Below are 25,347 nucleotides of genomic sequence, written 5' to 3'. Positions count from 1 at the left end.
GGAGGCACGTCACCGCTGGAAGGAAGAACGTCACCCCAGCACCAGAGGCTCGTCATCCCGGCGAAGGCTGGGATCCAGGCTCGCAACGCTCGGGCACTCCCTTCCCGGTGAACCATTCCACCTCCATTCCAGCGAAAGCTGGAACCCATCTTGTTTTTGCTGTTGCTGTTGCCGATCCCGCCCTTCGCCGGGATGACGAGCAAGAGCAAGGCAACTGCAAACGCAACTTGCAACTGCAAACGCAACCGCAAAAGCGCCGCTTCGAATCGCGCTTCGCCGCCATCCATGGCGTCACGCAACCGGCTTCGGGTCGCCCTGCCCGGCCTTCCGTGGCCGGGCGTTCGCGACCGCGCGCGCCAGTGGCGCGCAAGCGCGGTCGCTCACCCCCTGGGATGATGCTTGGCGTGGAGCTGCTTGAGCTGCTCCCGCGCCACCAGCGTGTAGATCTGCGTCGTCGAGAGGGAGCTGTGGCCCAGCAGCATCTGCAGCGCGCGAAGGTCGGCGCCGCGGTTGAGCAGGTGCGTCGCGAAACTGTGGCGCAGGCCATGCGGGCTGATGCGGTCCGGGTCGATGCCGGCAGCGGCGGCGTATTTCTTCACCAGTTGCCAGAACTGCTGGCGCGTCGGCGCCTCGCCGTTCGCGGAGAGAAACAACGGCGCGAGCGAACGCTTGCCGGCAAGCTGCGGACGCGACTGCGCGAGGTATTTCTCCAGCCAGTGCTGCGCCTCCTCACCCAGCGGCACCAGCCGTTCCTTGCTGCCCTTGCCCATCACGCGCAACGCGCCCTGGCGCAGGTTCACCGCGGTCGCGGGCAGGTTCACCAGTTCGCTCACGCGCAGGCCGGCGGCGTACATCAACTCGAGCATCGCGCGATCGCGCAGGCCGAGAGGCGTGGCGATGTCGGGCGCGGCGAGCAGCGCATCGATCTGGCTTTCCGCCAGCGCTTTCGGCAACGAACGCGGCAGCTTCGGCGGATCGAGCAGCGCCGTCGGATCTGCCGCGCGCGCACCGCGCCGCACGAGCCAGCCGTAGAACGCGCGCAACGCCGAGAGCAGGCGCGCGTTGCTGCGCGGCGAATAACCCTGCTGCGAACGCCACGCCAGGTAGTCGAACAAGGCGGCGCGATCGGCGTCGGCAAGGCCGCCCCTGCGACCCGAGCGGTAGCGCGCGAGCAGTTCCAGATCGCGGCGATAGCTGTCGAGCGTGGGCTGCGCGAGGCCGTTCTCGGCCCAGATGGCATCGAGGAAACGGCCGATCAGCGCGGCATCGTCGTCGGGCAGCGGCGGCAGCGCCATGGCGATGGAACGGCGTTGCGCGGGCGTACGTGCGGTCATCGCCGCAGCTTAGCGGCTATCCTGATGCGATGGCATCGACTCCCGCATCGCCCCGTCCTTCCGCGCTCATCGGCTGGCGCATGCTCGCGCTCGTCTACGACATGTGGCCGGTGATCGCGATGTGGATGGTCGCCTCGCTGTTGTTCACCGTCGGCTTCGCGCTCAGCGGCCATGCGAGTCGCGAGAACATCGCGCCGTTCAGCGCCCTGCAGTGGCTGCTGTGGCTGGTGTGCTGGCTGATCACCGCCGGCTACGCACTGTTGAGCTGGCGGCGCGGCGGGCAGACGCTGGGGATGCGGCCGTGGCGGTTGAAGGTCGTCGCCGCCGACGCTGTCTCGGCGCCGGAACTGCGTGCGCTCACGATCCGGTTCGTGGTCGCAACGTTTTCGCTGGCGCTGGCGGGGCTGGGGTTCTGGTGGGCGTGGGTCGATCGCGAGCGCTTGACCTGGCACGACCGTGCGAGTGGCACGCGGATGGTGCGGTTGCCCAAGCGGACGTAGGTGATGCTGTCGTAGCCCGGGTAAGCGAAGCGCACCCGGGAAGGAGATGCGGCTGCGATCCCGGGTGCGCTTCGCTTACCCGGGCTACAGACGCTGACGCGGCATGACGTGCAGGTGTGCGCCCGCAGGTTTTCATCCCGATCGTCGCTTGAACAGGAAGTACGACACCCCGAGCATGACGAACGTCGGCAGCAGATAGGCGAGCCGGAAGTCGAACTTCACCACCTTCGCCAGTCCCACCGCCTGTGTCTGCAGCTGCCAGAAGATGAGCGCGAACACGATGCCGATGAACAACCGCTTGCCCATGCCGCCGCTGCGCAGCGTGCCGAACGCGAACGGAACCGCGGCCAGGCACAGCGCCAGCACGTTGAGCGGATAGAACCAGCGGCCCCAGTAGTGTTCCTGGAACTCCGAGGCGTCCAGGTCGTTGCGCTGGCGATACTCGATGGCGGCGCGAAGGGCCATCGCCGAGAGATAGCGCGGGCGCTCGGTTCCGGACGAGAGCGCGGCGGCGTCGAGCTGCGATTCCCAGCGCTCCTCGGGCACCTTCACCTGGCGCACCGAACGCTCCTCGAAATAGTTGCGCGTCACGTCGCGCAGCACCCAGCCGCCGGGGCGGTGCTGGGCGACGCGCGCGTTGGCCAGCGAGCGCAGGTGGCCGTCGGGGGCGAACTCGAACAGCTTCACGTCGTTCAGTTCGAGGAAGCGTTCGCCATCGCGCTCGCGCTCCTGCCCGCCGGCGGCGTGGAGGATCGTCTCGCCCTCGCGCGCCCAGAGTCCGGTGTACTGCGCCACCACGGTGTTGCCGGACTTGGCCGAGGACTTCAGCGCATCGGCGCGCTGCTGCGCCCACGGCGCCACGCTCTCGCCGTTGAACACCATCAGCGCGGTCAGCAGCGCGAGCGCGCCCGCCACCGCCAGGCCGAGCCGGCGACGCGACAGGCCGAGCGCGCGCAGCGCGGTGAGTTCGGACGTGGCGGCGAGCTGGCCCAGCGCCATCAGCGAACCGATCACCGCGGCATAGGGGAACAGGTAATACAGCCGTCGCGGAATGCTGAGCGCCATGTAGACGAACGCCTCCGACAGGCCGTACTTGCCCTTGCCGATGTCGCCGAACTCGCTCACCAGGCCGAGCATCACGTCCAGGCCGGCCAGCACCGCCCAGGTCAGCGCGACCGTGCCGAGCACGACGCGACCGACGTACAGGTCGTGGATCTTCGGGAACGGCTTCATGCGGCCGCTCCGTTCGCGGCGGGTGCGCTCTTGCGGCGGCCCACGCGGCCGTCGGTGAAGTACAGCCACAGCGCGATCGCCATGATGGGCACGACCAGCCACCACAGGCCCAGGCCGGTGGCGATCTTGCCGTCCTCCAGCCAGCCGCGGCCGGCGGTCATCAGGTTCTGGCCGATCAGGTAGGCGAGGAAGCCCACCAGGATCCGCCCGTAGCGCGCCTGCCGCGGCATGCTGCGCGCCAGCGGCACCGCCATCAGCGCGAAGGCCAGCGCGAGCAGCGGCGGCGCGATGCGGTAATGCAGCTGCGCGCGCGCCTCGCGGCTGCCGTCGGCGAGCAGCATGAGCGTGGGCTGCATTTCCGGCGCATCCGGGTCGTAGCGTTCGTCGTTCGCGGGCAGCAGGATCTCGTTGCGCGCGTAGCGCAGCAGGCGGAAATCCTTCGCCCCCGTGGCCTGGCCTTCGATCTGGAAGCCGTGGTTCAACGTGAGATAGCGGTGGCCGGCTTCATCGACGGTGAGCTTGCCGTCGTTGGCGGTGATCACGTCGAGGCGGCTCTCGCCGTTGTCGCGATAGACGAAGATTTTTTCCAGGCCGCTGCCGTCCTTGGACATGTTCGACACGTAGATGACCCCGCCGTCGCCGGGAATGCCGGTGAAGGCGCCCGGTTCCAGCCCGGCCATCACCAGGCTGCGGTTGGCGTCGTTGATCATCTGCTTGGAGATGCGATCGGCCCACGGCCCCAGCCACAGCGAACACGCGGCGACCACGCCCACCAGCGGCCCGACCACCATCAGCAGCGGCCGGAGCATGCGTCGCGGGCCGACGCCGATCGAGGCGATCACCGGCATTTCCGAATCGCGGTACAGCCGGCCCACGGCCATCATGAGGCCGAGCATCAGCGCCAGCGGCAGGATCAGCGGCAGCCACTTCAGCAGCACCAGCCCGAGCTGCGCCATCATCAATCCGGCCGGAACGCGGCCCCGGGCGATGTCCTGCAGCACATCGGTGAACGCGCCACCGACGGTGACGATCAGCAGGACGATCAGCGTGGCGAGGATCGCCTGCGCGAATTCGCTGATGAGGTAGCGGTCCAGCTTGGGCATCGGGTCGGTCGGGCCTGGGCGTTTCGGGGGAAGGACGGGCCAGTGTGGTGCAACGGACGCATGCAGCGCGTGGGCATCCGCCGTGGGCCGCCCTGCGCCCGAGCCTCCGCCTTTGCCGCCGCGACCGTCGCCGCCGGGCCCCTCCGTTCCGCGGGCCGGGTGTGTGCGGCCTGCTAGAATCGGAGGTTCGTCCGAGGGCGTGAGGCGGCTGCGCGATGCGCGGCCCGGGATCGAATCCCCCTCACCGCCCAATTGTACGGAACTGTCGTACTCCGTACGGAACTACCGTACGGAGCTGCCTCTCAATCTGCCCGGGAATCTGTTGGATGGCCCTCGAATTCGACCTGAACCGCGACGCGCCCGCCGCCGCCCACACCGATTGCATCGTGGTCGGCGCCTTTGCCGACAACAGCCTGACGCCCGCGGCGAAAGCCCTCGATGAGGCCAGCAACGGCCGCATCCGCGCCCTGCTCGAGCGCGGCGACGCCAGCGGCAAGACCGGCAAGACCGCGCTGCTGCACGACCTGCCGGGCGTGACCGCGCCGCGAGTGCTGGTGATCGGCCTGGGCGAAGCCGGCAAGTTCGGCGTGCCGCAGTACCTCAAGGCCGTCGGCGATGCCGCCCGCACGCTGAAGAGCGGCCCGGTGTCGACGGCGCTGTTCACGCTGTCCGAACTCGACGTCGCCGGCCGCGACAAGGCCTGGAACATCCGCCAGGCCGTGATCGCCGCCGACCACGCCTGCTATCGCTACACCGCCACGCTGGGCACCTCGCGCAAGAAGGACGAGCCGGGCCTGCGCACGTTCTCCGTGCTGGGCGACGACGCGCTCGCGCTGGCGCAGGGCCAGGCGATCGCCGCCGGCGTGCAGTTCTCGCGGGAGCTGGGCAACCTGCCGCCGAACATCTGCAACCCGGCCTACCTCGCGCAGCAGGCGCAGGAATTCGCCGGCCGTTTCCCGACCACCTCGTGCGACGTGCTCGACGTGGCGCAGATGCAGGAACTGGGCATGGGCTCGCTGCTGGCCGTGGGCCGCGGCTCGGCCAATCCGCCCAAGCTGATCGTCCTGAAGTACAGCAATGGCGGCGACGCCAAGCCGTACGTGCTCGTCGGCAAGGGCATCACCTTCGATACCGGCGGCATCAACCTCAAGACGCAGGGCGGCATCGAGGAAATGAAGTACGACATGTGCGGTGGCGCCACCGTCATGGGCACCTTCGTCGCCGCGGTGGGCATGCAGCTGCCGATCAACCTCGTCGTGGTCGTGCCGGCCGTGGAAAACATGCCCGACGCCGATGCGTACCGCCCGTCCGACGTACTCACCAGCATGTCCGGCAAGACGATCGAAGTGGGCAACACCGACGCCGAAGGCCGCCTGATCCTGTGCGACGCGCTGACCTATGCGCAGCGCTTCGAACCGCAGGCGCTGGTCGACGTGGCCACGCTCACCGGCGCCTGCATGATCGCGCTGGGCAAGTTCGCCTCCGGCCTGATGAGCAAGCACGACGACTTGGCGAACGAGCTGCTGGACGCCGGCGAGAACGTGTTCGACCGCGCATGGCGCCTGCCGCTTTGGGACGAGTACCAGACGCTGCTGGAATCCAGCTTTGCCGACGTCTACAACATCGGCGGCCGCTGGGCCGGCGCGATCACCGCCGGCTGCTTCCTGGCGCGCTTCGCCGAAGGCCAGCGCTGGGCGCACCTGGACATCGCCGGTTCGGCGTCGGACGAAGGCAAGCGCGGCATGGCGACCGGCCGTCCGGTCGGCCTGCTGAGCCAGTGGCTGCTGGATCGGGCCGGGAATTGAGAACCGGGAATTGGGAATCGTGAAACACGCGCACGACGCAGATGGACTCGCTTCGAGTCATGAGGCCTGTCGCTCCTACGATTCCCCATTCCCCACTGCCGATTCCCGATCCTGATGGCACGCGCCGATTTCTACCTGATCCAGAAGGAGCGTTTCCGCGAGGAACCGCTCCTGCTGGTCTGCGAACTGGCCCGCAAGGCGCACGACGCGAACCTGTGGACGCTGGTGCTCGCGCGCGACGCCGAACAGGCCGAGCGACTGGACGAGCTGCTGTGGGAATTCGACGAGGACGCCTACATCCCGCACCAGTTGGCCGGCGACGACGAGGACGAACTCGCGCCCGTGCTGATCGCCACGCCCGACACCGACACGCCCATGCGCGCGCTGGTGATCAACCTGCGCGACGAACCGGTCAACGGCAGCTTCGACCGCGTGCTGGAAGTGGTACCCGCCGACGACAGCGCGCGCGGCCCGCTGCGCGAACGCTGGAAGCAGTACCAGTCGCGCGGGCTGGAACTGAAGAAGTACGACATGTGAGGAGCGGTGATGGGTGATTCGTGAATGGTGATTCGTTGAAGCCAAGCACGTACGCCGCCCCTCCCGCTCTTTCGAATCACGAATCACCAATCACGAATCACGGCATCATGTCCTCCCTCGCCTCCTCCTACGACCCCAAGCAGTTCGAAACCCGCCTCTACCAGGAGTGGGAAGCCAGCGGCGTATTCCAGCCGCGCGGCGAAGGCGAGCCGTATTCGATCCTGCTGCCGCCGCCGAACGTCACCGGCACGCTGCACATGGGCCACGCGTTCCAGCACACGCTGATGGACGCGCTGATCCGCTACCACCGCATGCGCGGCTACGACACGCTGTGGCAGATGGGCACCGACCACGCGGGCATCGCGACGGAAATGGTGGTCTCGCGCAACCTCGCCGCCGAAGGTGCGGGCGAGACGCGCGACTCGCTCGGTCGCGACGGCTTCATCGCCAAGGTCTGGGAGTGGAAGCAGCAGTCCGGCGACACCATCGAGAAGCAGATGCGCCGCATCGGCGCGTCGGGCGACTGGTCGCGCAGCGTGTTCACGATGGACCCGATGGCCGCCGAGGCGGTGATCGAGGCGTTCGTTCGCCTGTACGAGGACGGCCTGATCTACCGCGGCCAGCGCCTGGTCAACTGGGACCCGGTGCTGAAGACCGCGATCTCCGACCTTGAAGTCGTCAACGAGGAGGAAGACGGCTTCCTGTGGTCGATCAGCTATCCGCTGACCGACGGCAGCGGCGAACTCACCGTCGCCACCACGCGTCCGGAAACCATGCTCGGCGACGTCGCCGTGATGGTGCATCCGCAGGACGAGCGCTACACGCACCTCATCGGCAAGACCGTCACGCTGCCGCTCACCGGCCGCGAAATCCCGGTCATCGCCGACGATTACGTCGATCGCGAATTCGGCACCGGCGTGGTGAAGGTCACGCCGGCGCACGACTTCAACGACTACGCGGTCGGCCAACGCCACAACCTCGAACTGATCAACATCTTCACCCCCACCGCGGCGGTGAACGAGAACGCGCCGGAGAAATACCGCGGCCTGGACCGCTACGAGGCGCGCAAGGTCGTGCTCGCCGACCTGGAAGCCGCAGGCCGCCTCGTCGAGACCAAGCCGCACAAGCTGCAGGTGCCGCGCGGCGACCGCACCGGCCAGGTGATCGAGCCGTACCTCACCGACCAGTGGTTCGTGAAGATGGAGGGCCTCGCCGCGCGCGGCCTGGAGCTGGTCGAAAAGGGCGACGTGAAGTTCGTCCCGGCGAACTGGATCAACACCTACCGCCACTGGATGGAGAACATCCAGGACTGGTGCATCAGCCGCCAGCTGTGGTGGGGCCATCGCATCCCGGCGTGGTACGACGACGACGGAAAGATCCACGTCGGCCGCACCGAGGAGGAAGTGCGCACGAAGCACGGCCTGGGCGCGGACGTCACGCTCTCGCAGGACAGCGACGTGCTGGAGACCTGGTTCTCCTCGCAGCTGTGGCCGTTCTCCACCATGGGCTGGCCGAACGAGCCGGCGATGGCGCAGCGCGGTTTCGACCGTTACCTGCCGTCGAGCGTGCTCGTCACCGGCTTCGACATCATCTTCTTCTGGGTCGCGCGCATGATCATGGCGACCGATCAGTTCACCGGCCGCGTGCCGTTCCGCGACGTCTATGTCACGGGCCTGATCCGCGATTCGCACGGCCAGAAGATGTCCAAGTCCAAGGGCAACGTGCTCGATCCGCTTGATCTGATCGACGGCATCTCGCTGGACGATCTGGTCGCCAAGCGCACCGGCGGCCTGATGCAGCCGAAGATGGCCGAGAAGATCGAGAAGGCCACGCGCAAGGAATTCCCGGACGGCATCCCCGCCTTCGGCGCCGACGCGCTGCGCTTCACCATCGCCGCGCTGGCCACGCACGGCCGCGACATCAAGTTCGACCTCGGCCGCGCCGAGGGCTACAAGAATTTCTGCAACAAGCTGTGGAACGCCACGCGCTTCGTGCTGATGAACACCGAAGGCGCAAACTTCATCGGCGTCCCGGACCCGAAGACCGATGCCGAGCGCTGGATTCTCTCGCGCCTGGCGAAGGTCGCCGCCGAGGCCGAGCAGCATTTTGCCGGCTACCGCTTCGACCTGCTGTCGCAGGCGCTGTACGAGTTCGCGTGGAACGAGTTCTGCGACTGGTTCGTCGAACTGGCCAAGCCCGCGCTGCAGGGCGAGGACGCCATCGCCGCCAACAGCACGCGCCACACGCTGCTGTTCGTGCTCGAACGCCTGCTGTCGCTGCTGCACCCGCTGATCCCGTTCGTGACCGAAGAGCTGTGGCAGCAGGTCGCGCCGAAGCTCGGCGTCGCCGAGAAGACCATCATGCTGCGCCCGTATCCGCAGGCGTCCGACTTCGCCGGGCAGGATTACGCCGCGGCCGAAGGCGACGTCGAATGGCTCAAGGCGATGGTCACGTCGCTGCGCAAGATCCGCAGCGAGCTCAACGTCGCGCCGTCGAAGACCGTGCCGCTGCTGGTGGCCGATTGCAGCGCGAGCGATCGCGAACGCGTCGCGCGCTTCGATTCGCAGCTGCGCTTCCTGACGCGCCTGGACGGCATCACGGTGCTCGACGACGCGAACGCCGCACCGGCTTCCGCGACCGCGCTGGTCGGCGAATTGAAGCTGTTCGTGCCGCTGGAAGGCCTGGTCGACCTCGGCGCCGAACGCGCGCGCCTGGACAAGGAACTCAAGCGCGTCGATGGCGAGATCGCCAAGTGCCACAACAAGCTGGCGAGCGAAACCTTCGTCGCCAACGCCCCGCCGGCGGTGGTCGAACAGGAGCGCAAGCGCCTGGCCGACTGGAACCTGCAGCGCGACGCGCTGGCGGTGCAGCGCGCGAAGCTGGGCTGACGCGTCCGCTTCACTCGTCATCCCGGCGGAACCGGGATGACGAGGCGGGTGTTTCCGAAGCGTCGCGCCGCCTCACTCCGCCGCGTCATCTCCCTCGAACGCGGTACGCGAATTCACGTTCTGCGGCTTGATGCCGCGCGATCGCGCTTCCAGTTCCGCGACATCGACCGGCTTCAACACGCACTCCGCCGCCGATGCCGCCGGCAGATGGATCGCCGCGCCGCTCAGCTTCACGTAGACGGGTTTCCGGGTGCGCTTGCCGTTGCGGGTGAAGTACACGCCCTGATGATTGCGCAGCACGACCGCGTTGGCGCCCTTGTCCGCCGCGGCGCCGGCGAGTTTGCGCAGTGCGCGCGAGTAATCGACGGTGGGCACGTTGTCGTCCTGCGTGATCTCGCTGACGCGCTCGCCCGCCGTGACGACGACGGCGCCGAGCTTCTCGTGATCGCATCCCGGCGATTCCCACACCACCGGGACCACCGGTTCGGCCGCGTGCAGCGGCGTGAGTCCGAACAGCATCGCGATCACCATCGCCATCGCCAACGCCCTGCCCTTCCCCATTGCCGCCTCCCGCACCCAAGGTGAGGGGCATCCTCGCGCGATCAGTCTTCCGGCGGCAACAGCTCGATGGCCATCACCAGGGCGTCCTCGCGGCCGTCCCGCGCCGGGTAGTAGCGCGGACGGCGGCCGATCTCGTTGAAGCCTTCGGAGTGGTAGAGCGCGATCGCCCCCGCGTTGGAGGGGCGCACCTCGAGGAACACCCGCTCGGCATTGCGCCCGCGCGCGACGCGGACCAGCGCGCGCAGCAACTGGCGGCCGAGCCCGCGCCCCTGGAAGGCCGGATCGATGCAGATGTTGAGCACGTGCGCCTCGTCGGCGGCGATGCTCATCAGGAAATAGCCGATGATGCGGCTTTCGTGCTGCACCACCCACGCGGGGTAATCGGCGCGCAGGCAGTCGCGGAAGATCCCGACCGTCCACGGGAATTCGTAGGCGCGGATCTCCACCGCGTGCACGGCGTCGAGATCGTCCTCGCGCATCGGACGCAGCGCGCCGGGCAGCGGGCGTTGGCCGGCGTCGGAGGCGAGCGCATTCATCCGCGCGATGTCCTGCGCAGTGCGCGCAGCCGCGGCCACAGCGCGCGCTTGGCGGCGGCGTTGCCGCGCAGCGCGGCGAGGTCGCCGGCGAGGTCGCGCACGCGTGCTTCGTCGGCACCGCCGCTGGCGCGCATCAGCGCCTGCATCAGGCGGTCGCCGCCTGCCGCGCGTGCCGGGGCCGGCCTCGCGGGCGCGGGTCGCGCCGGGCGCTCCTCGCGTGCGAGCAACGCCGCCGCTTCGCGCATCGCGGCGCCCGCACCGGAGGAGCCGGCTGGGGCTTCGCGTCCACGCTCGTCAGGGCCGCGTTCGTCGGGCGACTCCGGCTGCCGCTCGGCGACCAGCGCCTCCGCCGGCGCGATGGACCACACCGTGTGGCCCATGGCCTCCAGCCATTCGCGCTGCTCGGCGGTCCACGGCTCGGTCATGACGCGATCTCGCTCCCCGGTGCGCGACGCACGCGGCGGAACGCGGCGTACACCGGTCCGGACAAGGCGTACAGCGCGCCGATCGCCAACAGCACGCGCGGCGGATCGATGGCGATGCCGACCAGCACCGCCAGCACCACGATGATGGCGAGGAACGGCACGCGGTCGCTCTTCGGACCGCCGCCCTTGAAGCTGAAATAGCGCATCCGGCTGACCATCAGCAGGCCCGCCGCCACGGTGACGCCCAGCGCGAGGTAGCGCAGCTGCTCGCCGGTGAAGCCCAGGTCGTCGCAGGTCCACACGAAGCTGGCGACCAGCCCCGCCGCGGCGGGACTCGCCAGGCCGATGAACCAGCGCTTGTCCACTTGGCCCACCTGCGAATTGAAGCGCGCCAGCCGCAGCGCCGCGCAGGCCGCGTAGACGAACGCGGCGACCCAGCCGATCTTGCCGGGGATCGCGCCGTCCAGCCGCATCTCCTGCAGCGCCCAGTGGTACATGACCAGCGCCGGCGCCAGGCCGAAGCTGACCAGGTCCGCCAGCGAGTCGTACTGCACGCCGAATTCGCTCTGCGTGTTGGTCAGGCGCGCGACGCGGCCGTCGAGGCCATCGAGGATGCCGGCGACGAACACCGCGATGCAGGCGTCGTCGAAGCGGCCCTGCGTGGCGGCGATGATCGCGTAGAAGCCGGCGAACAGGCCGCCGGTGGTGAACAGGTTGGGCAGCAGGTAGATCCCGCGGCCACGCGGGCGTGGGGGCTGTTGCGTGTCGTCCATGTGGGGGGCAGTCGGCATGACGGATCGGGGAAGCGGCGGACCGCGACAGGAAAGTGTAAGTCCATCGGCGCGCGACCCGGCATCCCCGGGACGGTCGCCACGTCGCGCGGGCAACGAGACCCAGGCCACATAAGTGGACGATAGCGGCTCCCGGCGCTTGCCTGCGGCCAGTCGCGGTGCTGCAATCGCGGCCATTCCCCCGCCCGACCCCGCACCGGAGTCCTGCATGTCCAGCCCGATCCGCCTGCTGCCCGGCCTCCTGGCCGGCCTGAGCCTGCTCATCGCGACCCCCGCCTTCGCCGCGAAGGTCTACCAGTGGAAGGACGAGAAGGGCGTTACCCACTATTCCGACGCGCCGCCGCCGGACCAGTACATCAAGGGCCGCAACCTGACCGACAAGGGCGGCACGGCGGAGGCCGCGCAGCCGGCCAAGCCCGTCGTCAACGCCAACTGCTCCAATGCGCGCAGCAACCTGGCCGTGCTCAAGGACGGCGGCGAGGTAGGCATCGACGAGGACAAGGACGGCAAGCCCGACCGCAGCCTCAACGAGACCGAGCGCGCCAACCGCACTGCGCTGGCCGAAGCTCAGATCAAGACCTACTGCGAGAGCCCGGCGGTCGCCAGCAGCAACACCTGAGCCGCACCGCAGGCGCGTCCACCGAAGCCGGCCCCGCGCCGGCTTCGTCGTTCCGGGCGTCCGGCGGGGCCGGGAACGCATGGCAGAATGGCCGCCTCCCTTACGTTCGAAAGCCCCACGCCGATGCGCCTGTCGCAGTTCCACCTCCACACCAGCAAGGAAACCCCCGCCGAGGCCGAGGTCGTCAGCCACAAGCTGATGCTCAAGGCCGGCATGATCCGCAAGCTCGCCGCCGGCCTGTACACCTGGTCGCCGCTGGGCCTGCGCGTGCTGCGCAAGGTCGAACGCGCCGTGCGCGAGGAAATGAACGCCGCCGGCGCGATCGAGGTGCTGATGCCGGCCGCGCAGCCGAAGGAACTGTGGGAAGAAACCGGCCGCTGGGAGAAGTTCGGCGGCCAGCTGCTGAAGATGCAGGATCGCAAGGAAGCCTGGTACTGCTACGGCCCCACGCACGAGGAAGTCATCACCGACTTCGCGCGCAACGAGCTGTCCAGCTACAAGCAGCTGCCGGTCAACTTCTACCAGATCCAGACCAAGTTCCGCGACGAGATCCGCCCGCGTTTCGGCGTGATGCGCGCGCGCGAGTTCCTGATGAAGGACGCCTACTCCTTCCACGTCACCGACGAGGACCTCGATCGCGAATACCGCAACATGTACGAGACCTACGGGCGCATCTTCACGCGCCTGGGGCTGAAGTTCCGCGCGGTGTCCGCCGACAGCGGCGCGATCGGCGGCGCGGTGTCGCATGAGTTCCAGGTGCTCGCCGATTCGGGCGAGGACGCGATCTTCTTCTCCGACGGTTCGGACTACGCGGCGAACGTCGAGCTGGCCGAAGCGATCTCGCCCGGCCCGCGTCCCGTCGCAAGCGAAACGATGCGCCGGATCGACACGCCGCACCAGAAGACCTGCGAGGACGTCGCCGCGCTGATGGGCATCACGCTCGATCGCACGGTGAAGTCGGTCGCGGTCATGGGCGCGGACGCCGAAGGCAATCCGCAGTTCGTGCTCGCGCTGGTGCGCGGCGACCACGTCGTGAACGAGGTGAAGCTCGCCAAGCTTCCCGGCCTGGGCGAATACCGCCTGGCGACGGAAGCGGAAATCGCCGGACACCTCGGCAGCGAGCCGGGCTTCCTCGGCCCGGTGAACCCGGAAAAGAAGATCCGCATCGTCGCCGACCGCAGCGTCGCGGCCATGTCCGATTTCGTCGTCGGTGCCAACGAAAAGGGCTTCCACCTCGCCGGCGTGAACTGGGGCCGCGACCTGCCCGAGCCCGATGAAGTCGCCGACATCCGCAACGTCGTCGAAGGCGATCCCTCGCCCGACGGCCGCGGCACGCTGCAGATCGCGCGCGGCATCGAGGTCGGCCACGTGTTCCAGCTCGGCCGCAAGTACACCGAGGCGATGAAGCTCACCGTGCTCGACGCGAACGGCAAGGCCGCCACGCCGTCGATGGGCTGCTACGGCATCGGCGTGTCGCGCATCGTCGCCGCCGCGATCGAACAGAACCACGACGACAACGGCATCGCCTGGCCCGAGCCCATGGCGCCGTGGCGGGCGGTGGTGTGCGTGATCAATCCGAAGAACGACGCGACCGTCGCGCAAGCCGCCGAAGCGTTGTACCGCGACCTCAACGCCGCCGGCATCGAAACCGCGCTGGACGATCGCGGCCTGCGTCCGGGCGCGATGTTCGCCGACATGGAACTGATCGGCATCCCGCACCGCGTGGTCGTCTCCGAACGCGGCCTGGCCGCCGGCACGTTCGAGTACCGCCACCGCCAGGCGAGCGAGGCGGAAAACCTCGATCGCGCGGGCGTGTTCGCGAAGTTCGGGAAGTAGACGCGCATACCGCGTCTTCGAAGCCCTGTCCCGGATCCGGGACAGGGTGACCCGCTGCCCCGGGGTCGCGTTCCTACGCCTGCTTTCGACCCGGGGATGGACCTCTGCTGCGGCAGTTTTGAATCAAGGACCGGAGCGCATGACGAGCCAGTCTGTTCTCCTGATAGTCGCCGGTTGCGCAGGCTGGTTCTGGTTCTCGCTCAGTCCCGGATCGTGGCTTGGCTTTTCGCTGTCGAGCGGCGACTGGGGATGGCTGCTTCGTAAGCGCGACAGCAAAAAAAATACGCAACGATCGGAACTTCGCCTCGCGGGCCGTCGCTCGCTCGTGAGCCACTGCACGCTTCTCGCCGTCGGGCTCGCTGCTGGCGTGAACAGCGGCAACTGCGCTGTTTCGGAAGCCCTGGCCGTAATGACGGTCGTAAGCGGAGGCTTGTTCGCCGGCTTCCTGCTCCTGCTCTGGTCGACCCGGCCCGGGGGCTGGTACGGGCACCGATGATGGAATGGTCAAACGCTTCTGGCCGAACCCAAGACCGCGGCGAAACAGCCGGTCCCCGGCCGCGCTTCGTTTACGCCGCCCGCCGCCGGCGATTATCATCGGGAAAATGCGCGGTAAATGGCCGCGATTATTCCCCGATAATCCCGTCCGCCCGGAGGCTCCAATGTCGATCAATCTCGATGCGCTGTCCGCGAAGGAACTCGACGCGCTGATCAGCCAGGCGAAGAAGCGCAAGACCACGCTGAGCAAGCGCAAGCCGATCGCCGTGGTGCGCAAGAAGCTGACCCAGCTCGCCAAGGCCGAGGGTTACAGCATCGCCGAACTGTTCGGCGGCTCTTCGGCCCCGACGTCCGCCGCACGCGCCGGGAAGGCGCCCGCCCGAAAGGTGTCGAAGAACGCCGGGAAGCCGGTCGCGCCGAAGTATCGCAACCCGGCGAACCCGTCGGAAACCTGGGCCGGGCGCGGCAAGCAGCCGCGCTGGCTGGCGGCGCAGACGAGCGCGGGGAAGAAGCTCGAGGATTTCCTGATCAGGTGATCTAGGGATCGCCTGTCGCCTGTACGACCAGAGCGCCGGCCATGTGCCGGCGTTTCTGTTTTCAGGGGCACTGCGAGGTGTCGTGGAATTACGGAGCCTGCGGACAGACAGCCATCAGCCTGGATCCCGGTCTTCGCCGGGATGAGGGGAAAAGAGGTCCGGACGTTCGCTCTCCCGACTCCCGACTCCCGACTCCCGACTCCCGATTCCCGATTCCCGATTCCCGACTCCCGATTCCCGATTCCCGACTCCCGACTCCCGACTCCCGACTCCCGACTCCCGATTCCCGACTCCCGATTCCCGATTCCCGATTCCCGATTCCCGATTCCCCCAAAGCTTCAAAGATTCCGCCGGGCCGGCAACAACAGGTTGCCGAACAAAAGCCCCGCGATCAGCGCCAGCAGGATGTTCAGTACCGCCAGGACGGCGGCCTGGCCGGCGTCGATGTCCTGTTGCTGGATCAGCGTGAGCAGGCCGCGCAGGCTCACGCTGCCGGGCACCAGCATGATGATGCCGGGCACGCGCAGGATCGCGCCGGGACGGTTCCACCAGCGCGCGTACGCATTGCCGGCGGCGGTCAACACGAGCGCGGCGAGGAAGATGCCCGCCGGGCTGCCGAACGCCTGCCCGCCGAAGCGCGACACGAGGTAGCCGCCGGCCGCCGCCGCCATCACCTTCGGATAGTCGCGCCACTGCGCGCGGAACAGCACCGCGAAGGCGAACGCCGCCAGCGTCAGCGCGCCCCACTCCACCCATTCCGGTTGCGGTCGCGAGGCGCGCACCTGCGCGTCCAGACCGGCGACCTTCGCCAGGTACAGCGCGATGATCGTGCCGATGGCGAGCTTGAGCACCGTCGTCACCGCACCGGCGAAACGCGCCGTGCCGGACACCAGGTGCTGGCTGGTCAGCTCGTTCATCGCGTTGGTCAGCGCCATTCCGGGCAGCAGCACGATCAGCGAGGCGATGATCACCGTGTTCTGGTTGAGCGGCGCGACGAACGAGGCCACCAGCAGCGTCACCAGTGCCGCGAACATCGCCGTCACCGCTTCCAGTGCTTCCTTGAAGCGCGGGTGCGATTCGGACCACTGCACCAGCAGGCCGATCATCAGCCCGTTGACGCCCGCCACGCCGATGTCGAGCCACGGCAGCCGCAGCACGCCGGCGATGCCGAGCGCGGCCAGCCCGTAGGCCAGCACCTGCATCGCGCGGAAGCGGAACGTCGGCGGCGTGTCCAGGGCGCTCATCTGCGCGTGCGCGTCGACCAGGCCGAGCTTGCCGGCGAGCACCTCCTCGGCGATGCGGTCGGTTTCGGCCAGCCGATGCAGGTCGGTCTCGCCGGGTGGGAGGCGGATGACGCGCGTGGTGTCGCTCTCGCCCGGCGCGCGTTGCGGGTCGGCGAAGGTGAGGATCAGTCCCGTCGGATTCGACCACGGCTCGCATTCCAGGCGCAGGCGGTGCGCGACGGCGCTGATCGAGCCCTCCAGGCGCTGCGCCGTGGTGCCGTAGGCGTGCAGGCGCTCGGCCAGCTCGATCACGAAGTTGATGCGTGCGGCGTAAGTGGCGGCGCTGAGGGGAGGCGGATTCGACATGCGCGGAAGCATCGCATGCGGCCGTGCCGCGTGGCAGCGGGGCGGATGCGCATGGACACCTTCGCGCCGCGTTCGCGGCGGGCGCGATACGCAGGCTGCTATCCTCGCGCCATTGCCTTGGCCCGCCCGATGACGGAATCCACCGCGCACCCGCCGCAGATCGACGCCGACGGCCCCTCGCCGTCGCGACTGCGGCTGTCCGGGTCCTGGACGCTCGACTACGCCGGGCAGATCGGCACCGCGCTGGGCGGCGCGCCCGGTGGCGTCGAGGCGATCGACGCCACCGGCGTGGAGCGGCTGGATTCGGTCGGCGTGTTGCAACTGCTGCGCTTCGCGCGGCGCAGCAACCTCGATTTCGACGTCTTCACCTTCCACGACTCGCACCGCGCGCTGGTCAGCGCGATCGAGGACGTCGCCGACGACCGCCCGCGTCGCAAGCGCGAATACGGCGTCAGCGCGGCGCTGGCCCGCCTGGGCCGCGCGGTGCACAACAACTGGCACGAGGCGCTGGCGCTGGTGGGATTCCTCGGCGAGACGCAGCTGAAGCTGCTGCGCATGTTCAAGGAGCCCGCCCGCTTCCGTCCCACGGCGACCGTGCACCACATGGAACAGGTCGGCCTCGACGCCGTGCCGCTGGTCGCGCTGCTGTGCTTCCTGGTCGGCGCGGTGGTCGCGTTCCTCGGCGCGAACATCCTGCGCGATTTCGGCGCGGTGATCTTCGTGGTCGAGCTGGTGAGCATCTCGTTCCTGCGCGAATTCGCGGTGCTGCTCACCGCGATCGTGCTCGCCGGCCGCACCGCCAGCGCGTTCACCGCGCAGATCGGCGCGATGGTCAGCCGCGAGGAAGTCGACGCGATCCGCACGCTGGGCATGGACCCGATCGACCTGCTGGTGATCCCGCGCATGCTGGCGCTGCTGGTGATGCTGCCGCTGCTGACCTTCATCGCGATGGTCTTCGGCCTGCTCGGCGGTCTTACCGTGGGCGCCTACAGTCTCGACATCCCGCCGGAGCAGTACCTCGCGCGCATGCACGAGACGATGGAGCTGCGGCATTTCCTCGTCGGCCTGGCGAAGGCGCCGGTATTCGCGCTGCTGATCAGCCTGATCGGCTGCCTGGAAGGCCTGCAGGTGGAAGGCACCGCGCAGTCGGTGGGCGAGCGCACGACCTCCAGCGTGGTGCAGTCGATCTCGATGGTGATCGTGCTCGACGCGTTCTTCGCGATCTGGTTCATGGAGATGGGCGTGTGAGCGCGACGTCGGCTTCCCCGTCGAACGGTGCGGTGCATCCGCTCTGCCCGACCCGCGAAAGCGGCCGGCCGATCGTGCGCGTGCGCGGGCTGGTGAACCGCTTCGGCGAACAGGTCGTGCACGACGGGCTGGACCTGGAGGTGCGGCCGGGCGAAATCATCGGCATCGTCGGCGGATCCGGCACGGGCAAGTCGGTGCTGATGCGGGCGATCCTCGGCCTGCGCCCGCCGCAGGCGGGCGAGATCGAGGTGCTCGGGCTGGACGCGCTCACCGACGACGCCGCGCAGCGACGCGCGATCGAGCGCAACACCGGCGTGCTGTTCCAGGACGGCGCGCTGTTCTCCTCGCTCACCGTCGGCGAGAACGTGCAGGTGCCGCTGAAGGAATACCACGCCGACCTGCCCGATTCGCTGCGTTACGAACTGGCGCTGCTGAAGGTGAAGCTCGCCGGCCTGCCGGCCGATGCGCTGAACAAGCTGCCGTCGCAACTGTCGGGCGGCATGCGCAAGCGCGCGGGCCTGGCGCGGGCACTCGCGCTGGATCCGCCGCTGCTGTTCCTCGACGAGCCAACGGCGGGACTGGATCCGATCGGCGCGGCGGCGTTCGACCGCCTGATCCGCACGCTGCAGCAGGCGCTGGGGCTGACGGTGTTCCTGATCACGCACGACCTGGACACGCTGTACGCGATCTGCGACCGCGTCGCCGTGCTCGCCGACCGCAAGGTCGTGGTGTGCGCGCCGATACAGGAAGTGGAACGATTCGATCATCCGTGGGTGCAGGAGTATTTCCACGGTCCGCGTGCGCGCGCCGCACGCACCACCCTCGAGGCCGCGAGCTGACATCATGGAAACCCGGGCCAACTATGTCCTGATCGGCGCCTTCACCATCCTGGTGACGCTGGCGCTGCTGCTGTTCGCGCTGTGGGCGGCGAAGTATTCCTCCGAGAAGGAATGGCGCACCTACGCGGTGCTGTTCAACGAACCGGTGACCGGCCTGAGCGAAGGCAGCTCGGTGCAGTACAACGGCATCTCCATCGGCACCGTGCAGAACCTGAGCCTGGCGCCGGACGATCCGCGTCGCGTGATCGCGATCCTGCGCCTCCAGGCCAACGCGCCGGTCAAGACCGACACGCGCGCGAAGCTGTCGATCCAGGGCATCACCGGCAGCCCCTTCATCCAGCTCACCGGCGGCAGTCCGGGCAGCCCGATGCTGGCCGACACCGACCGCCGCGAAGTGCCGGTGATCCAGACCGAAGCCTCCGCGCTGCAGAACATCGCCGACACCGCGAACCGGCTGGTGTCGCGACTGGACCAGGTGCTGAGCGACCAGAACGTGCAGCGCGTGTCGAACACGCTGGCGAACATCGAATCGATGACCGGCTCCATCGCCGAGCAGCGCGAGGACCTGCGCGCGCTCATCGTCAACGCGCGCAAGTCCAGCGAGCAGCTCTCCGCCACGCTCGACAACACCAACCGCGCGGTGCAGAGCGTGGACCGCGAACTGGTCGCCAAGCTGCCGGGCCTGATCGCAAAGCTCGACAGCACGCTCACGCGCCTGGATTCGGCCGCCGCCAATGCCAACGGCGTGCTCACCGACAACCGCGCGGCGATCAACAGCTTCGCCAACGAAGGCCTGGCGCAGCTCGGCCCGACGCTGGCCGAACTGCGCACGCTGGTGCGCGACCTGCGCCGCATCAGCGATCGCCTCGACGGCAACCCGACGCGGTACCTGCTCGGTCGCGACGGCCCCAAACAGTTCGACCCTTCCGAGTTCGAACCCGAATGACCACGCGCGCCGACATGACGACGACCGCTCCGACCTTCGCCCGCACCGCCCGCCTCGCGCTGGCCACCGGAATGCTGCTCGCGCTCGCCGGCTGCTCGATCCTGAGCGACAAGCCGCGCAGCACCAGCACGATCTACGCACCGGAGCCGACCGTGCAGGCCGATCCGTCGTGGCCGAAGGTCGACTGGCAGCTGGTGGTCGCCCCGCCCGCCGCACCGCGCATCGTCGACAGCCTGCGCATCGCCGTGCGCCCGACGCCCGGCGAAGTGCAGGTCTATCGCGACGCGCAATGGGTGCGCCCGCCTTCGGACATGCTCGTGGACACCGTTCTGCGCGCGCTGGAAGACTCCGGCCGCATCGGCGGCGTCGCACGCCAGGGCACGGGCGTCGCGTCCGAATTCAAGCTGTTCTTCGAAGTACGCCGCTTCGAATCCGACTACGCGGGCGGCGCGCTGCCGTCGGCGACGATCGAGGTCAGCGCCAAGCTGCTGCACGTGCCGCAGCAGAAGGTCGCCGCGTCGAAGGTGTTCCGCCAGGCAGTGCCGTCCTCGAGCACGGCGGTGGCCGATGTGGCGCGCGCGTTCGAACAGGCGCTGTCGAACATCGGCGGCGACATCGCCGGCTGGACGCTGACCAGCGGCGAGGCCTACCGCCGCACGCTTCCGCCCGCGAAACCCTGAGCGCGTTCAACCGTCCGGCGCGAGGATCCGCCGGAAGGTCAGGTTGATCCGCGGTCCGATCGGCCGCGTCGTGCGCGGCAGCGCGTGGCGGTAATGGCGCTGCGTCCCGCCGGACATCACCAGCAGGCTGCCGTGGGGCAGGTCCAGCGCGAGTTTCCGGGCCGGATCGTCGCGATGCTTCAACGCGAACCGCCGGGTCGCGCCGAGGCTGATCGAGGCGATCACAGGCTCGCGCCCGAGTTCCGGCTCGGCATCGCTGTGCCAGCCCATCGCGTCGTTTCCATCGCGATACAGGTTCGCCAGGACACTGTTGAACGCGACGCCGAGCGTACGCTCGAGTCGCTCACGCACGGGACCGAGCGACGCTGGCCACGGGTGGGGATCGAACAACGTGCCCGAATAGCGGTAGCGCGCGTCGGGATCGCCGATCCAGCAGCTCAGCCGCGGCGAATCGACTTCGCGGCCGAAGATGCGGATGCGGTGGACCTCCCAGGGAACCTGCGCGCGCAGGGTATCCAGCAGCGCATCGGCCTCGACCGGGCCCAGCCAGTGCGGATCGAACCGCAGCTGTGCGTCGGGCAAGGGAACGGGGGCGAGGACCATACGCCAAGCTAGCACGCCGTATCGCGTGCGCCCGCCGGCGGATTTGGCGCGGGCGGCGCAAACCGCGACAATCACGCCTTGCGGACTCGCCCTGGAATCCGCCCTGAAATCCGCCAGCCGCTGTACGCCAGCCCGTCTTGGAGCGCCTCCCATGAGCCAACCCGATCCGAACGCCGTCGAACGCGACGTGATGGAGTACGACGTCGTCACCGTCGGTGCCGGTCCGGCCGGGCTGTCGTTCGCGATCCGCCTGAAGCAGCTCAATCCGGAGCTGTCCGTCTGCGTGATCGAGAAGGCGTCCACCATCGGCGCGCACATTTTGTCCGGCGCGGTGATCGAACCGGGCCCGCTCGACGCCCTGCTGCCCGGCTGGCGCGACAACCCGCCGCCAATCTGCGTGCCGGCGAAGGACGACGAGTTCTGGCTGCTCACGCACGAAGGCCACCGTCGCCTGCCGATTCCGCCCGGCATGCACAACGAGGGCAATTTCATCGTCAGCCTCGGCGCGATGTGCGCGTGGCTCGCGCCGCAGGCCGAAGCGCTGGGCGTGGAGATCTACCCCGGCTTCGCCGCCGCCGAGACGTTGCACGACGACAGCGGCGCCGTCGTGGGCGTGCGCATCGGCGACATGGGCGTGGCGAAGGACGGCTCGCACAAGCCCGGCTACACGCCCGGCATCGACATCCGCGCCAAAGTCACCGTGCTCGCCGAAGGCGCGCGCGGCCATCTCACCAAGCGCCTGATCAAGCAGTTCAAGCTCGACGCCGACAGCGATCCGCAGGGTTATTCGATCGGCATCAAGGAACTGTGGCAGGTGCCGGAAGACCGCGTGACGCCCGGCAAGATCGTGCACAGCTTCGGTTGGCCGGCCGACAACGCCATCTACGGCGGCGGCTTCCTGTACCACCTGAACAAGGGCCGCATCGCGCTGGGCTACGTCAGCGGACTCGACTACAAGGACCCGGAATACAAACCGTGGGAGGCCTTCCAGCAATGGAAGAACCACCCGCTGTTCAGGCCGCTGCTGGAAGGCGGCAGCATTCTTTCGGCGGGCGCGCGCGCGATCGTGACGGGCGGTTACCAGTCGCTGCCGAAGATCGAGATGCCCGGCGCGCTGCTGATCGGCGACACCGCCGGCCTGCTCAACGTGCCCAAGATCAAGGGCACGCACCAGGCGATCCGCTCCGGCATGCTCGCGGCGGAGCACCTCGTCGCTTCGCAGCTGTCGGCGCAAGGCTTCGACGCGAAGCTGCGCGGCTCGGAGATCATGGCCGAGCTGAAGAAGGTCCGGAACATCAAACCGGGCTTCAAGCGCGGACTGTGGTTCGGCATCCTCAACTCGGCGTGGGAAACCGTCACCGGCGGGCTCTCGCCATGGACGCTGAAGAACAAGGCCGACTGGTGTTCGCTGGAAAAGATCGGCGAATACGAAAGTCCCAAACGCGACTACATCGACCGCCCACTCGCGCCGCGCGACCGTTTGCAGGGCGTGTACTACGCCGCCACCGAGCACGACGAGGACCAGCCCGTGCACCTGAAGGTGCGCGACACGTCCATCTGCATCACGCGTTGCGCCGAGGAATACGACAACCCCTGCACGCGCTTCTGCCCGGCGGCGGTGTACGAGATCGTGCAGGATGAAGCCGGCAAGCGCCTGCAGATCAACGCCGCCAACTGCGTCCACTGCAAGACCTGCGACATCAAGGATCCCTACGAGATCATCGACTGGGTGACGCCGGAAGGCGGCTCGGGACCGAACTACCAGAACCTGTGAGGCATCGCGCCTGCGGGGAACTTCCTCGCAGGCGCTTGCTGGAAATCAGTAGCGCGGATTGCGATGCCAGCGCCACGCGGTGTCGATGATTCGCGCGATGTCGGTGTAATGCGGCTGCCACCCCAGCAGGCGCCGCGCCTTTTCGCTACCTGCCACGAGGCGATCGGGATCGCCCGCGCGTCGCGGCGCGATCTCGTAGGGAATGGGCGTGCCGGCCACGTCGCCCGCGGCCTGGATCATCTGCATCACGCTGAACCCCGCGCCGTTGCCGAGGTTGAACGCGTGCGCGCCTTCGTTCGACGCCATGAAATCCAGCGCGCGCGAATGCGCATCGGCGAGGTCGTCGACGTGCACGTAGTCGCGCACGCAGGTGCCGTCGGGCGTCGCGTAATCGTTGCCGAAGACTTTCAATGACGGCGCGTCGCCGTTGGCCGCGCGCAGCATGTTCGGGATCAGGTGCGTTTCGGGCGAATGCGACTCGCCGATGTCGCCTTGCGGCGACGCGCCCGCCGCGTTGAAGTAGCGAAGCGCGACCGAACGCAGTCCATACGCACGCGCCGCATCTTCCAGGATGATTTCCACCATCCGCTTGCTCGCGCCGTACGGATTGATCGGCCGCGTCGGATGCGACTCGTCGATCAGTTCCGATTCCGGATGGCCGAACACCGCCGCGGTGGACGAGAACACGAGCTTCCCGACATCGGCGTCGCGCATCGCCTGCAACAGGTTGAGCGTGCCAGCGACGTTGTTCTGGTAGTACGCGTAGGGCTCCTGCACCGATTCGCCGACCAGCGATCGCGCGCAGAAATGCATCACCGCGTCGAAGCGATGCTGCGCGAACAGATCGCGCAGCTGCGCCGCATCGAGCAGATCGCCGCGCACGAAGGCGGCGTCGCCGATCGACTCGCGATGGCCGGTGGAAAGGTTGTCGAACACGACCGTACCGACGCCATCGCGCACGAGGCGACGCACCATGTGCGAGCCGATGTAGCCCGCACCTCCGCAAACCAGCACTTTCATCGAAGGCTCGATCTCACGCGGCGCGCGAGAACGGCACGCCGGTCTTCTCGCGCAGCTCTTCTTCGGTCACGTCCGGCGCGAGCTCGACGAGCTTCAGGCCGTCTTCGGCGACGTCCAGCACCGCAAGGTCGGTGATGATGCGGTTCACCACGCCCACGCCGGTCAGCGGCAGCGTGCATTCGGGCAGGATCTTGTGCTCGCCGTTCTTCGCGGTGTGCTCCATCAGCACGACCACGCGCTTCACGCCGGCGACCAGGTCCATCGCGCCGCCCATGCCCTTCACCATCTTGCCGGGCACCATCCAGTTGGCGAGGTCGCCCTTGTCGGTGACCTGCATCGCGCCGAGGATCGCCAGGTCGATGTGGCCGCCGCGGATCATCGCGAACGAATCGTGGCTACCGAAGTAGCTCGCGCCGGCACGCGCGGTGACGGTCTGCTTGCCGGCGTTGATGAGGTCGGCGTCGACCTCGGCTTCCGTCGGGAACGGGCCGATGCCGAGCAGGCCGTTCTCGCTCTGCAGCCACACGTCCACTCCGTCGGGAATGAAGTTGGCCACCAGCGTCGGCAGGCCGATGCCGAGGTTGACGTAGGCGCCGTCGGTGAGTTCCTGCGCGGCGCGCTGCGCCATCTGGTCGCGGGTCCAAGCCATGTCGTTGTTCCTGTATTCGTGGGGATCAGGCGGCGCGCACGGTGCGCTGCTCGATGCGCTTCTCGGGCGTGGCGTTGACGACGATGCGGTCGACGTAGATGCCCGGAAGGTGCACGTGGTCGGGGTCGATCTGGCCGACTTCGACCAGTTCCTCGACTTCGACGATGCAGACGGCGCCGGCCATCGCGCAGGCCGGATTGAAGTTGCGCGCGGTCTTGCGGAACACCAGGTTGCCGGCCTTGTCGGCCTTCCACGCCTTCACCAGCGAGACGTCGGCCTTGAGCGCGGTTTCCATCACGTAATGGTGGCCGTCGAATTCGCGCGTTTCCTTGCCTTCGGCGACGACGGTGCCGTAGCCGGTGCGCGTGAAGAACGCCGGGATGCCCGCGCCGCCCGCGCGCAGGCGCTCGGCCAGCGTGCCCTGCGGGTTGAATTCCAGCTCCAGTTCGCCGGAGAGGAACTGGCGCTCGAACTCCTTGTTCTCGCCGACGTAGGACGAAATCATCTTCCTGATCTGCCGCGTCTCCAGCAGCAGGCCCAGGCCGAAGCCGTCGACGCCGGCGTTGTTGGAGATCGCGGTGAGCCCCTTGGCGCCGCTGTCGCGCAATGCGGCGATCAGCGCCTCGGGAATCCCGCACAGGCCGAAGCCGCCGACGGCGAGCGTCTGCCCGTCGGCGACGATGCCGTCGAGCGCCGCCTTCGCGCTGGGGAAAACCTTGTTCTTGCCGTTTTGCGTCGCGGCCATGACGGACTCCGTTCGGTTCTGCGCAATGGCCGGCAGTTTACCGTGGCCGCGCGAC

At 68.3% G+C, this 25,347-nt stretch carries 24 protein-coding genes and 1 pseudogene; 13 read left to right on the top strand and 12 right to left on the bottom strand.

The features are described 5' to 3' along the window. Positions 1-380: 380 nt before the first annotated feature. Positions 381-1,334, bottom strand: a complete 954-nt coding sequence (gene xerD / locus AC3ANK_RS02930) for a site-specific tyrosine recombinase XerD (protein WP_206860050.1) — start codon at positions 1,332-1,334, stop codon at positions 381-383. 29 nt (positions 1,335-1,363) lie between these two features. Here xerD and AC3ANK_RS02925 point away from each other — a divergent pair, with 29 nt between their 5' ends. Continuing rightward, positions 1,364-1,834, top strand: a complete 471-nt coding sequence (locus tag AC3ANK_RS02925; protein WP_484172088.1) for an RDD family protein — start codon at positions 1,364-1,366, stop codon at positions 1,832-1,834. A 132-nt stretch (positions 1,835-1,966) separates the two neighbouring features. Here the strand turns inward: AC3ANK_RS02925 and lptG are convergent, their stop codons facing one another. Then, positions 1,967-3,136, bottom strand: a complete 1,170-nt coding sequence (lptG, locus tag AC3ANK_RS02920) for an LPS export ABC transporter permease LptG (protein WP_425492488.1) — start codon at positions 3,134-3,136, stop codon at positions 1,967-1,969. After that, entirely contained in the window at positions 3,064-4,170 is a 1,107-nt protein-coding gene (gene lptF / locus AC3ANK_RS02915; protein WP_484172087.1) for an LPS export ABC transporter permease LptF, read from the bottom strand. The genes lptG and lptF overlap by 73 nt, the downstream gene beginning before the upstream one ends. Positions 4,171-4,496: 326 nt before the next feature. On the opposite strand from lptF, the gene AC3ANK_RS02910 reads away from it, so the two are divergent. The 3 genes from AC3ANK_RS02910 to AC3ANK_RS02900 all read left to right on the top strand — a co-directional run bounded on the left by AC3ANK_RS02910 (position 4,497) and on the right by AC3ANK_RS02900 (position 9,400). Beyond that, the gene (locus AC3ANK_RS02910) at positions 4,497-5,975 is read left to right on the top strand and encodes a leucyl aminopeptidase (protein ID WP_484172086.1); all 1,479 of its coding nucleotides are present in this window, start codon (positions 4,497-4,499) and stop codon (positions 5,973-5,975) included. Between the two features lie 114 nt (positions 5,976-6,089). Beyond that, positions 6,090-6,512 (top strand): DNA polymerase III subunit chi, encoded by a 423-nt coding sequence (locus AC3ANK_RS02905; RefSeq protein ID WP_206860055.1) that lies wholly within the window; start codon positions 6,090-6,092, stop codon positions 6,510-6,512. A gap of 107 nt (positions 6,513-6,619) precedes the next feature. Beyond that, positions 6,620-9,400 (top strand): valine--tRNA ligase, encoded by a 2,781-nt coding sequence (locus tag AC3ANK_RS02900; RefSeq protein ID WP_484172085.1) that lies wholly within the window; start codon positions 6,620-6,622, stop codon positions 9,398-9,400. Between the two features lie 72 nt (positions 9,401-9,472). Here the strand turns inward: AC3ANK_RS02900 and AC3ANK_RS02895 are convergent, their stop codons facing one another. The 4 genes from AC3ANK_RS02895 to pssA are packed head-to-tail and all read right to left on the bottom strand — an operon-like array spanning position 9,473 to position 11,695. After that, positions 9,473-9,961, bottom strand: coding sequence for a hypothetical protein (locus AC3ANK_RS02895; protein WP_206860057.1), 489 nt, complete (start codon positions 9,959-9,961; stop codon positions 9,473-9,475). A 41-nt stretch (positions 9,962-10,002) separates the two neighbouring features. After that, on the bottom strand, positions 10,003-10,497 hold the full coding sequence (rimI, locus tag AC3ANK_RS02890; protein ID WP_484172084.1) for a ribosomal protein S18-alanine N-acetyltransferase: 495 nt from the start codon (positions 10,495-10,497) through the stop codon (positions 10,003-10,005). Continuing rightward, entirely contained in the window at positions 10,494-10,922 is a 429-nt protein-coding gene (locus tag AC3ANK_RS02885; RefSeq protein ID WP_242524990.1) for an alanine acetyltransferase, read from the bottom strand. Before AC3ANK_RS02885 ends, rimI begins: the two co-directional genes overlap by 4 nt. Then, positions 10,919-11,695 carry a CDP-diacylglycerol--serine O-phosphatidyltransferase gene (gene pssA / locus AC3ANK_RS02880; protein WP_206860417.1) on the bottom strand — a complete coding sequence of 259 codons (777 nt, stop codon included), beginning with the start codon at positions 11,693-11,695 and terminating at the stop codon, positions 10,919-10,921. Before pssA ends, AC3ANK_RS02885 begins: the two co-directional genes overlap by 4 nt. Positions 11,696-11,921: 226 nt before the next feature. Between pssA and AC3ANK_RS02875 the strand changes: the two genes are divergently transcribed. The 4 genes and pseudogenes from AC3ANK_RS02875 to AC3ANK_RS02860 form a co-directional block, all read left to right on the top strand. After that, positions 11,922-12,332, top strand: coding sequence for a DUF4124 domain-containing protein (locus AC3ANK_RS02875; protein WP_206860059.1), 411 nt, complete (start codon positions 11,922-11,924; stop codon positions 12,330-12,332). Positions 12,333-12,455: 123 nt separating this feature from the next. After that, positions 12,456-14,168 (top strand): proline--tRNA ligase, encoded by a 1,713-nt coding sequence (locus AC3ANK_RS02870; protein WP_484172922.1) that lies wholly within the window; start codon positions 12,456-12,458, stop codon positions 14,166-14,168. A 139-nt stretch (positions 14,169-14,307) separates the two neighbouring features. Beyond that, entirely contained in the window at positions 14,308-14,664 is a 357-nt protein-coding gene (locus AC3ANK_RS02865; protein ID WP_484172083.1) for a hypothetical protein, read from the top strand. A gap of 163 nt (positions 14,665-14,827) precedes the next feature. Then, positions 14,828-15,193 (top strand): annotated as a pseudogene (locus AC3ANK_RS02860) (H-NS histone family protein); the annotation flags it as partial. Between the two features lie 344 nt (positions 15,194-15,537). Here the strand turns inward: AC3ANK_RS02860 and AC3ANK_RS02855 are convergent. Then, entirely contained in the window at positions 15,538-16,788 is a 1,251-nt protein-coding gene (locus AC3ANK_RS02855; protein WP_484172082.1) for a threonine/serine exporter family protein, read from the bottom strand. A gap of 15 nt (positions 16,789-16,803) precedes the next feature. On the opposite strand from AC3ANK_RS02855, the gene AC3ANK_RS02850 reads away from it, so the two are divergent. The 4 genes from AC3ANK_RS02850 to AC3ANK_RS02835 all read left to right on the top strand — a co-directional run bounded on the left by AC3ANK_RS02850 (position 16,804) and on the right by AC3ANK_RS02835 (position 20,501). Continuing rightward, a complete protein-coding gene (locus tag AC3ANK_RS02850; RefSeq protein ID WP_425492489.1) occupies positions 16,804-18,036 on the top strand; it encodes an ABC transporter permease in 1,233 nt (410 codons plus the stop codon). Between the two features lie 32 nt (positions 18,037-18,068). Beyond that, positions 18,069-18,875 (top strand): ABC transporter ATP-binding protein, encoded by an 807-nt coding sequence (locus AC3ANK_RS02845; protein WP_206860419.1) that lies wholly within the window; start codon positions 18,069-18,071, stop codon positions 18,873-18,875. 4 nt (positions 18,876-18,879) lie between these two features. Next, complete coding sequence (locus AC3ANK_RS02840; RefSeq protein WP_206860063.1) at positions 18,880-19,821, top strand: MlaD family protein; 942 nt, start codon at positions 18,880-18,882, stop codon at positions 19,819-19,821. 71 nt (positions 19,822-19,892) lie between these two features. Next, complete coding sequence (locus AC3ANK_RS02835) at positions 19,893-20,501, top strand: ABC-type transport auxiliary lipoprotein family protein (RefSeq protein ID WP_206860420.1); 609 nt, start codon at positions 19,893-19,895, stop codon at positions 20,499-20,501. Positions 20,502-20,507: 6 nt separating this feature from the next. Here AC3ANK_RS02835 and AC3ANK_RS02830 read toward each other — a convergent pair whose 3' ends face one another. Further along, the gene (locus AC3ANK_RS02830; RefSeq protein ID WP_206860421.1) at positions 20,508-21,104 is read right to left on the bottom strand and encodes an alpha-ketoglutarate-dependent dioxygenase AlkB family protein; all 597 of its coding nucleotides are present in this window, start codon (positions 21,102-21,104) and stop codon (positions 20,508-20,510) included. A gap of 151 nt (positions 21,105-21,255) precedes the next feature. Here AC3ANK_RS02830 and AC3ANK_RS02825 point away from each other — a divergent pair, with 151 nt between their 5' ends. Then, positions 21,256-22,878 (top strand): electron transfer flavoprotein-ubiquinone oxidoreductase, encoded by a 1,623-nt coding sequence (locus tag AC3ANK_RS02825; protein ID WP_206860064.1) that lies wholly within the window; start codon positions 21,256-21,258, stop codon positions 22,876-22,878. Positions 22,879-22,923: 45 nt separating this feature from the next. On the opposite strand, the gene galE is transcribed toward AC3ANK_RS02825, so the two are convergent. From galE to AC3ANK_RS02810, 3 genes are read right to left on the bottom strand one after another with little or no spacing between them, the layout of a single operon-like run. Then, the gene (gene galE / locus AC3ANK_RS02820; protein WP_206860065.1) at positions 22,924-23,898 is read right to left on the bottom strand and encodes a UDP-glucose 4-epimerase GalE; all 975 of its coding nucleotides are present in this window, start codon (positions 23,896-23,898) and stop codon (positions 22,924-22,926) included. 13 nt (positions 23,899-23,911) lie between these two features. Next, positions 23,912-24,547, bottom strand: a complete 636-nt coding sequence (locus tag AC3ANK_RS02815) for a CoA transferase subunit B (RefSeq protein ID WP_484172081.1) — start codon at positions 24,545-24,547, stop codon at positions 23,912-23,914. A 25-nt stretch (positions 24,548-24,572) separates the two neighbouring features. Further along, positions 24,573-25,292: a CoA transferase subunit A gene (locus tag AC3ANK_RS02810; RefSeq protein WP_484172080.1), complete on the bottom strand. Its 720-nt coding sequence runs from the start codon at positions 25,290-25,292 to the stop codon at positions 24,573-24,575. Positions 25,293-25,347: the final 55 nt, after the last annotated feature.

The sequence above is a fragment of the Lysobacter sp. SCRH-1R genome (assembly GCF_057747855.1).
This window is presented reverse-complemented; position numbering and strand designations above follow the sequence as displayed.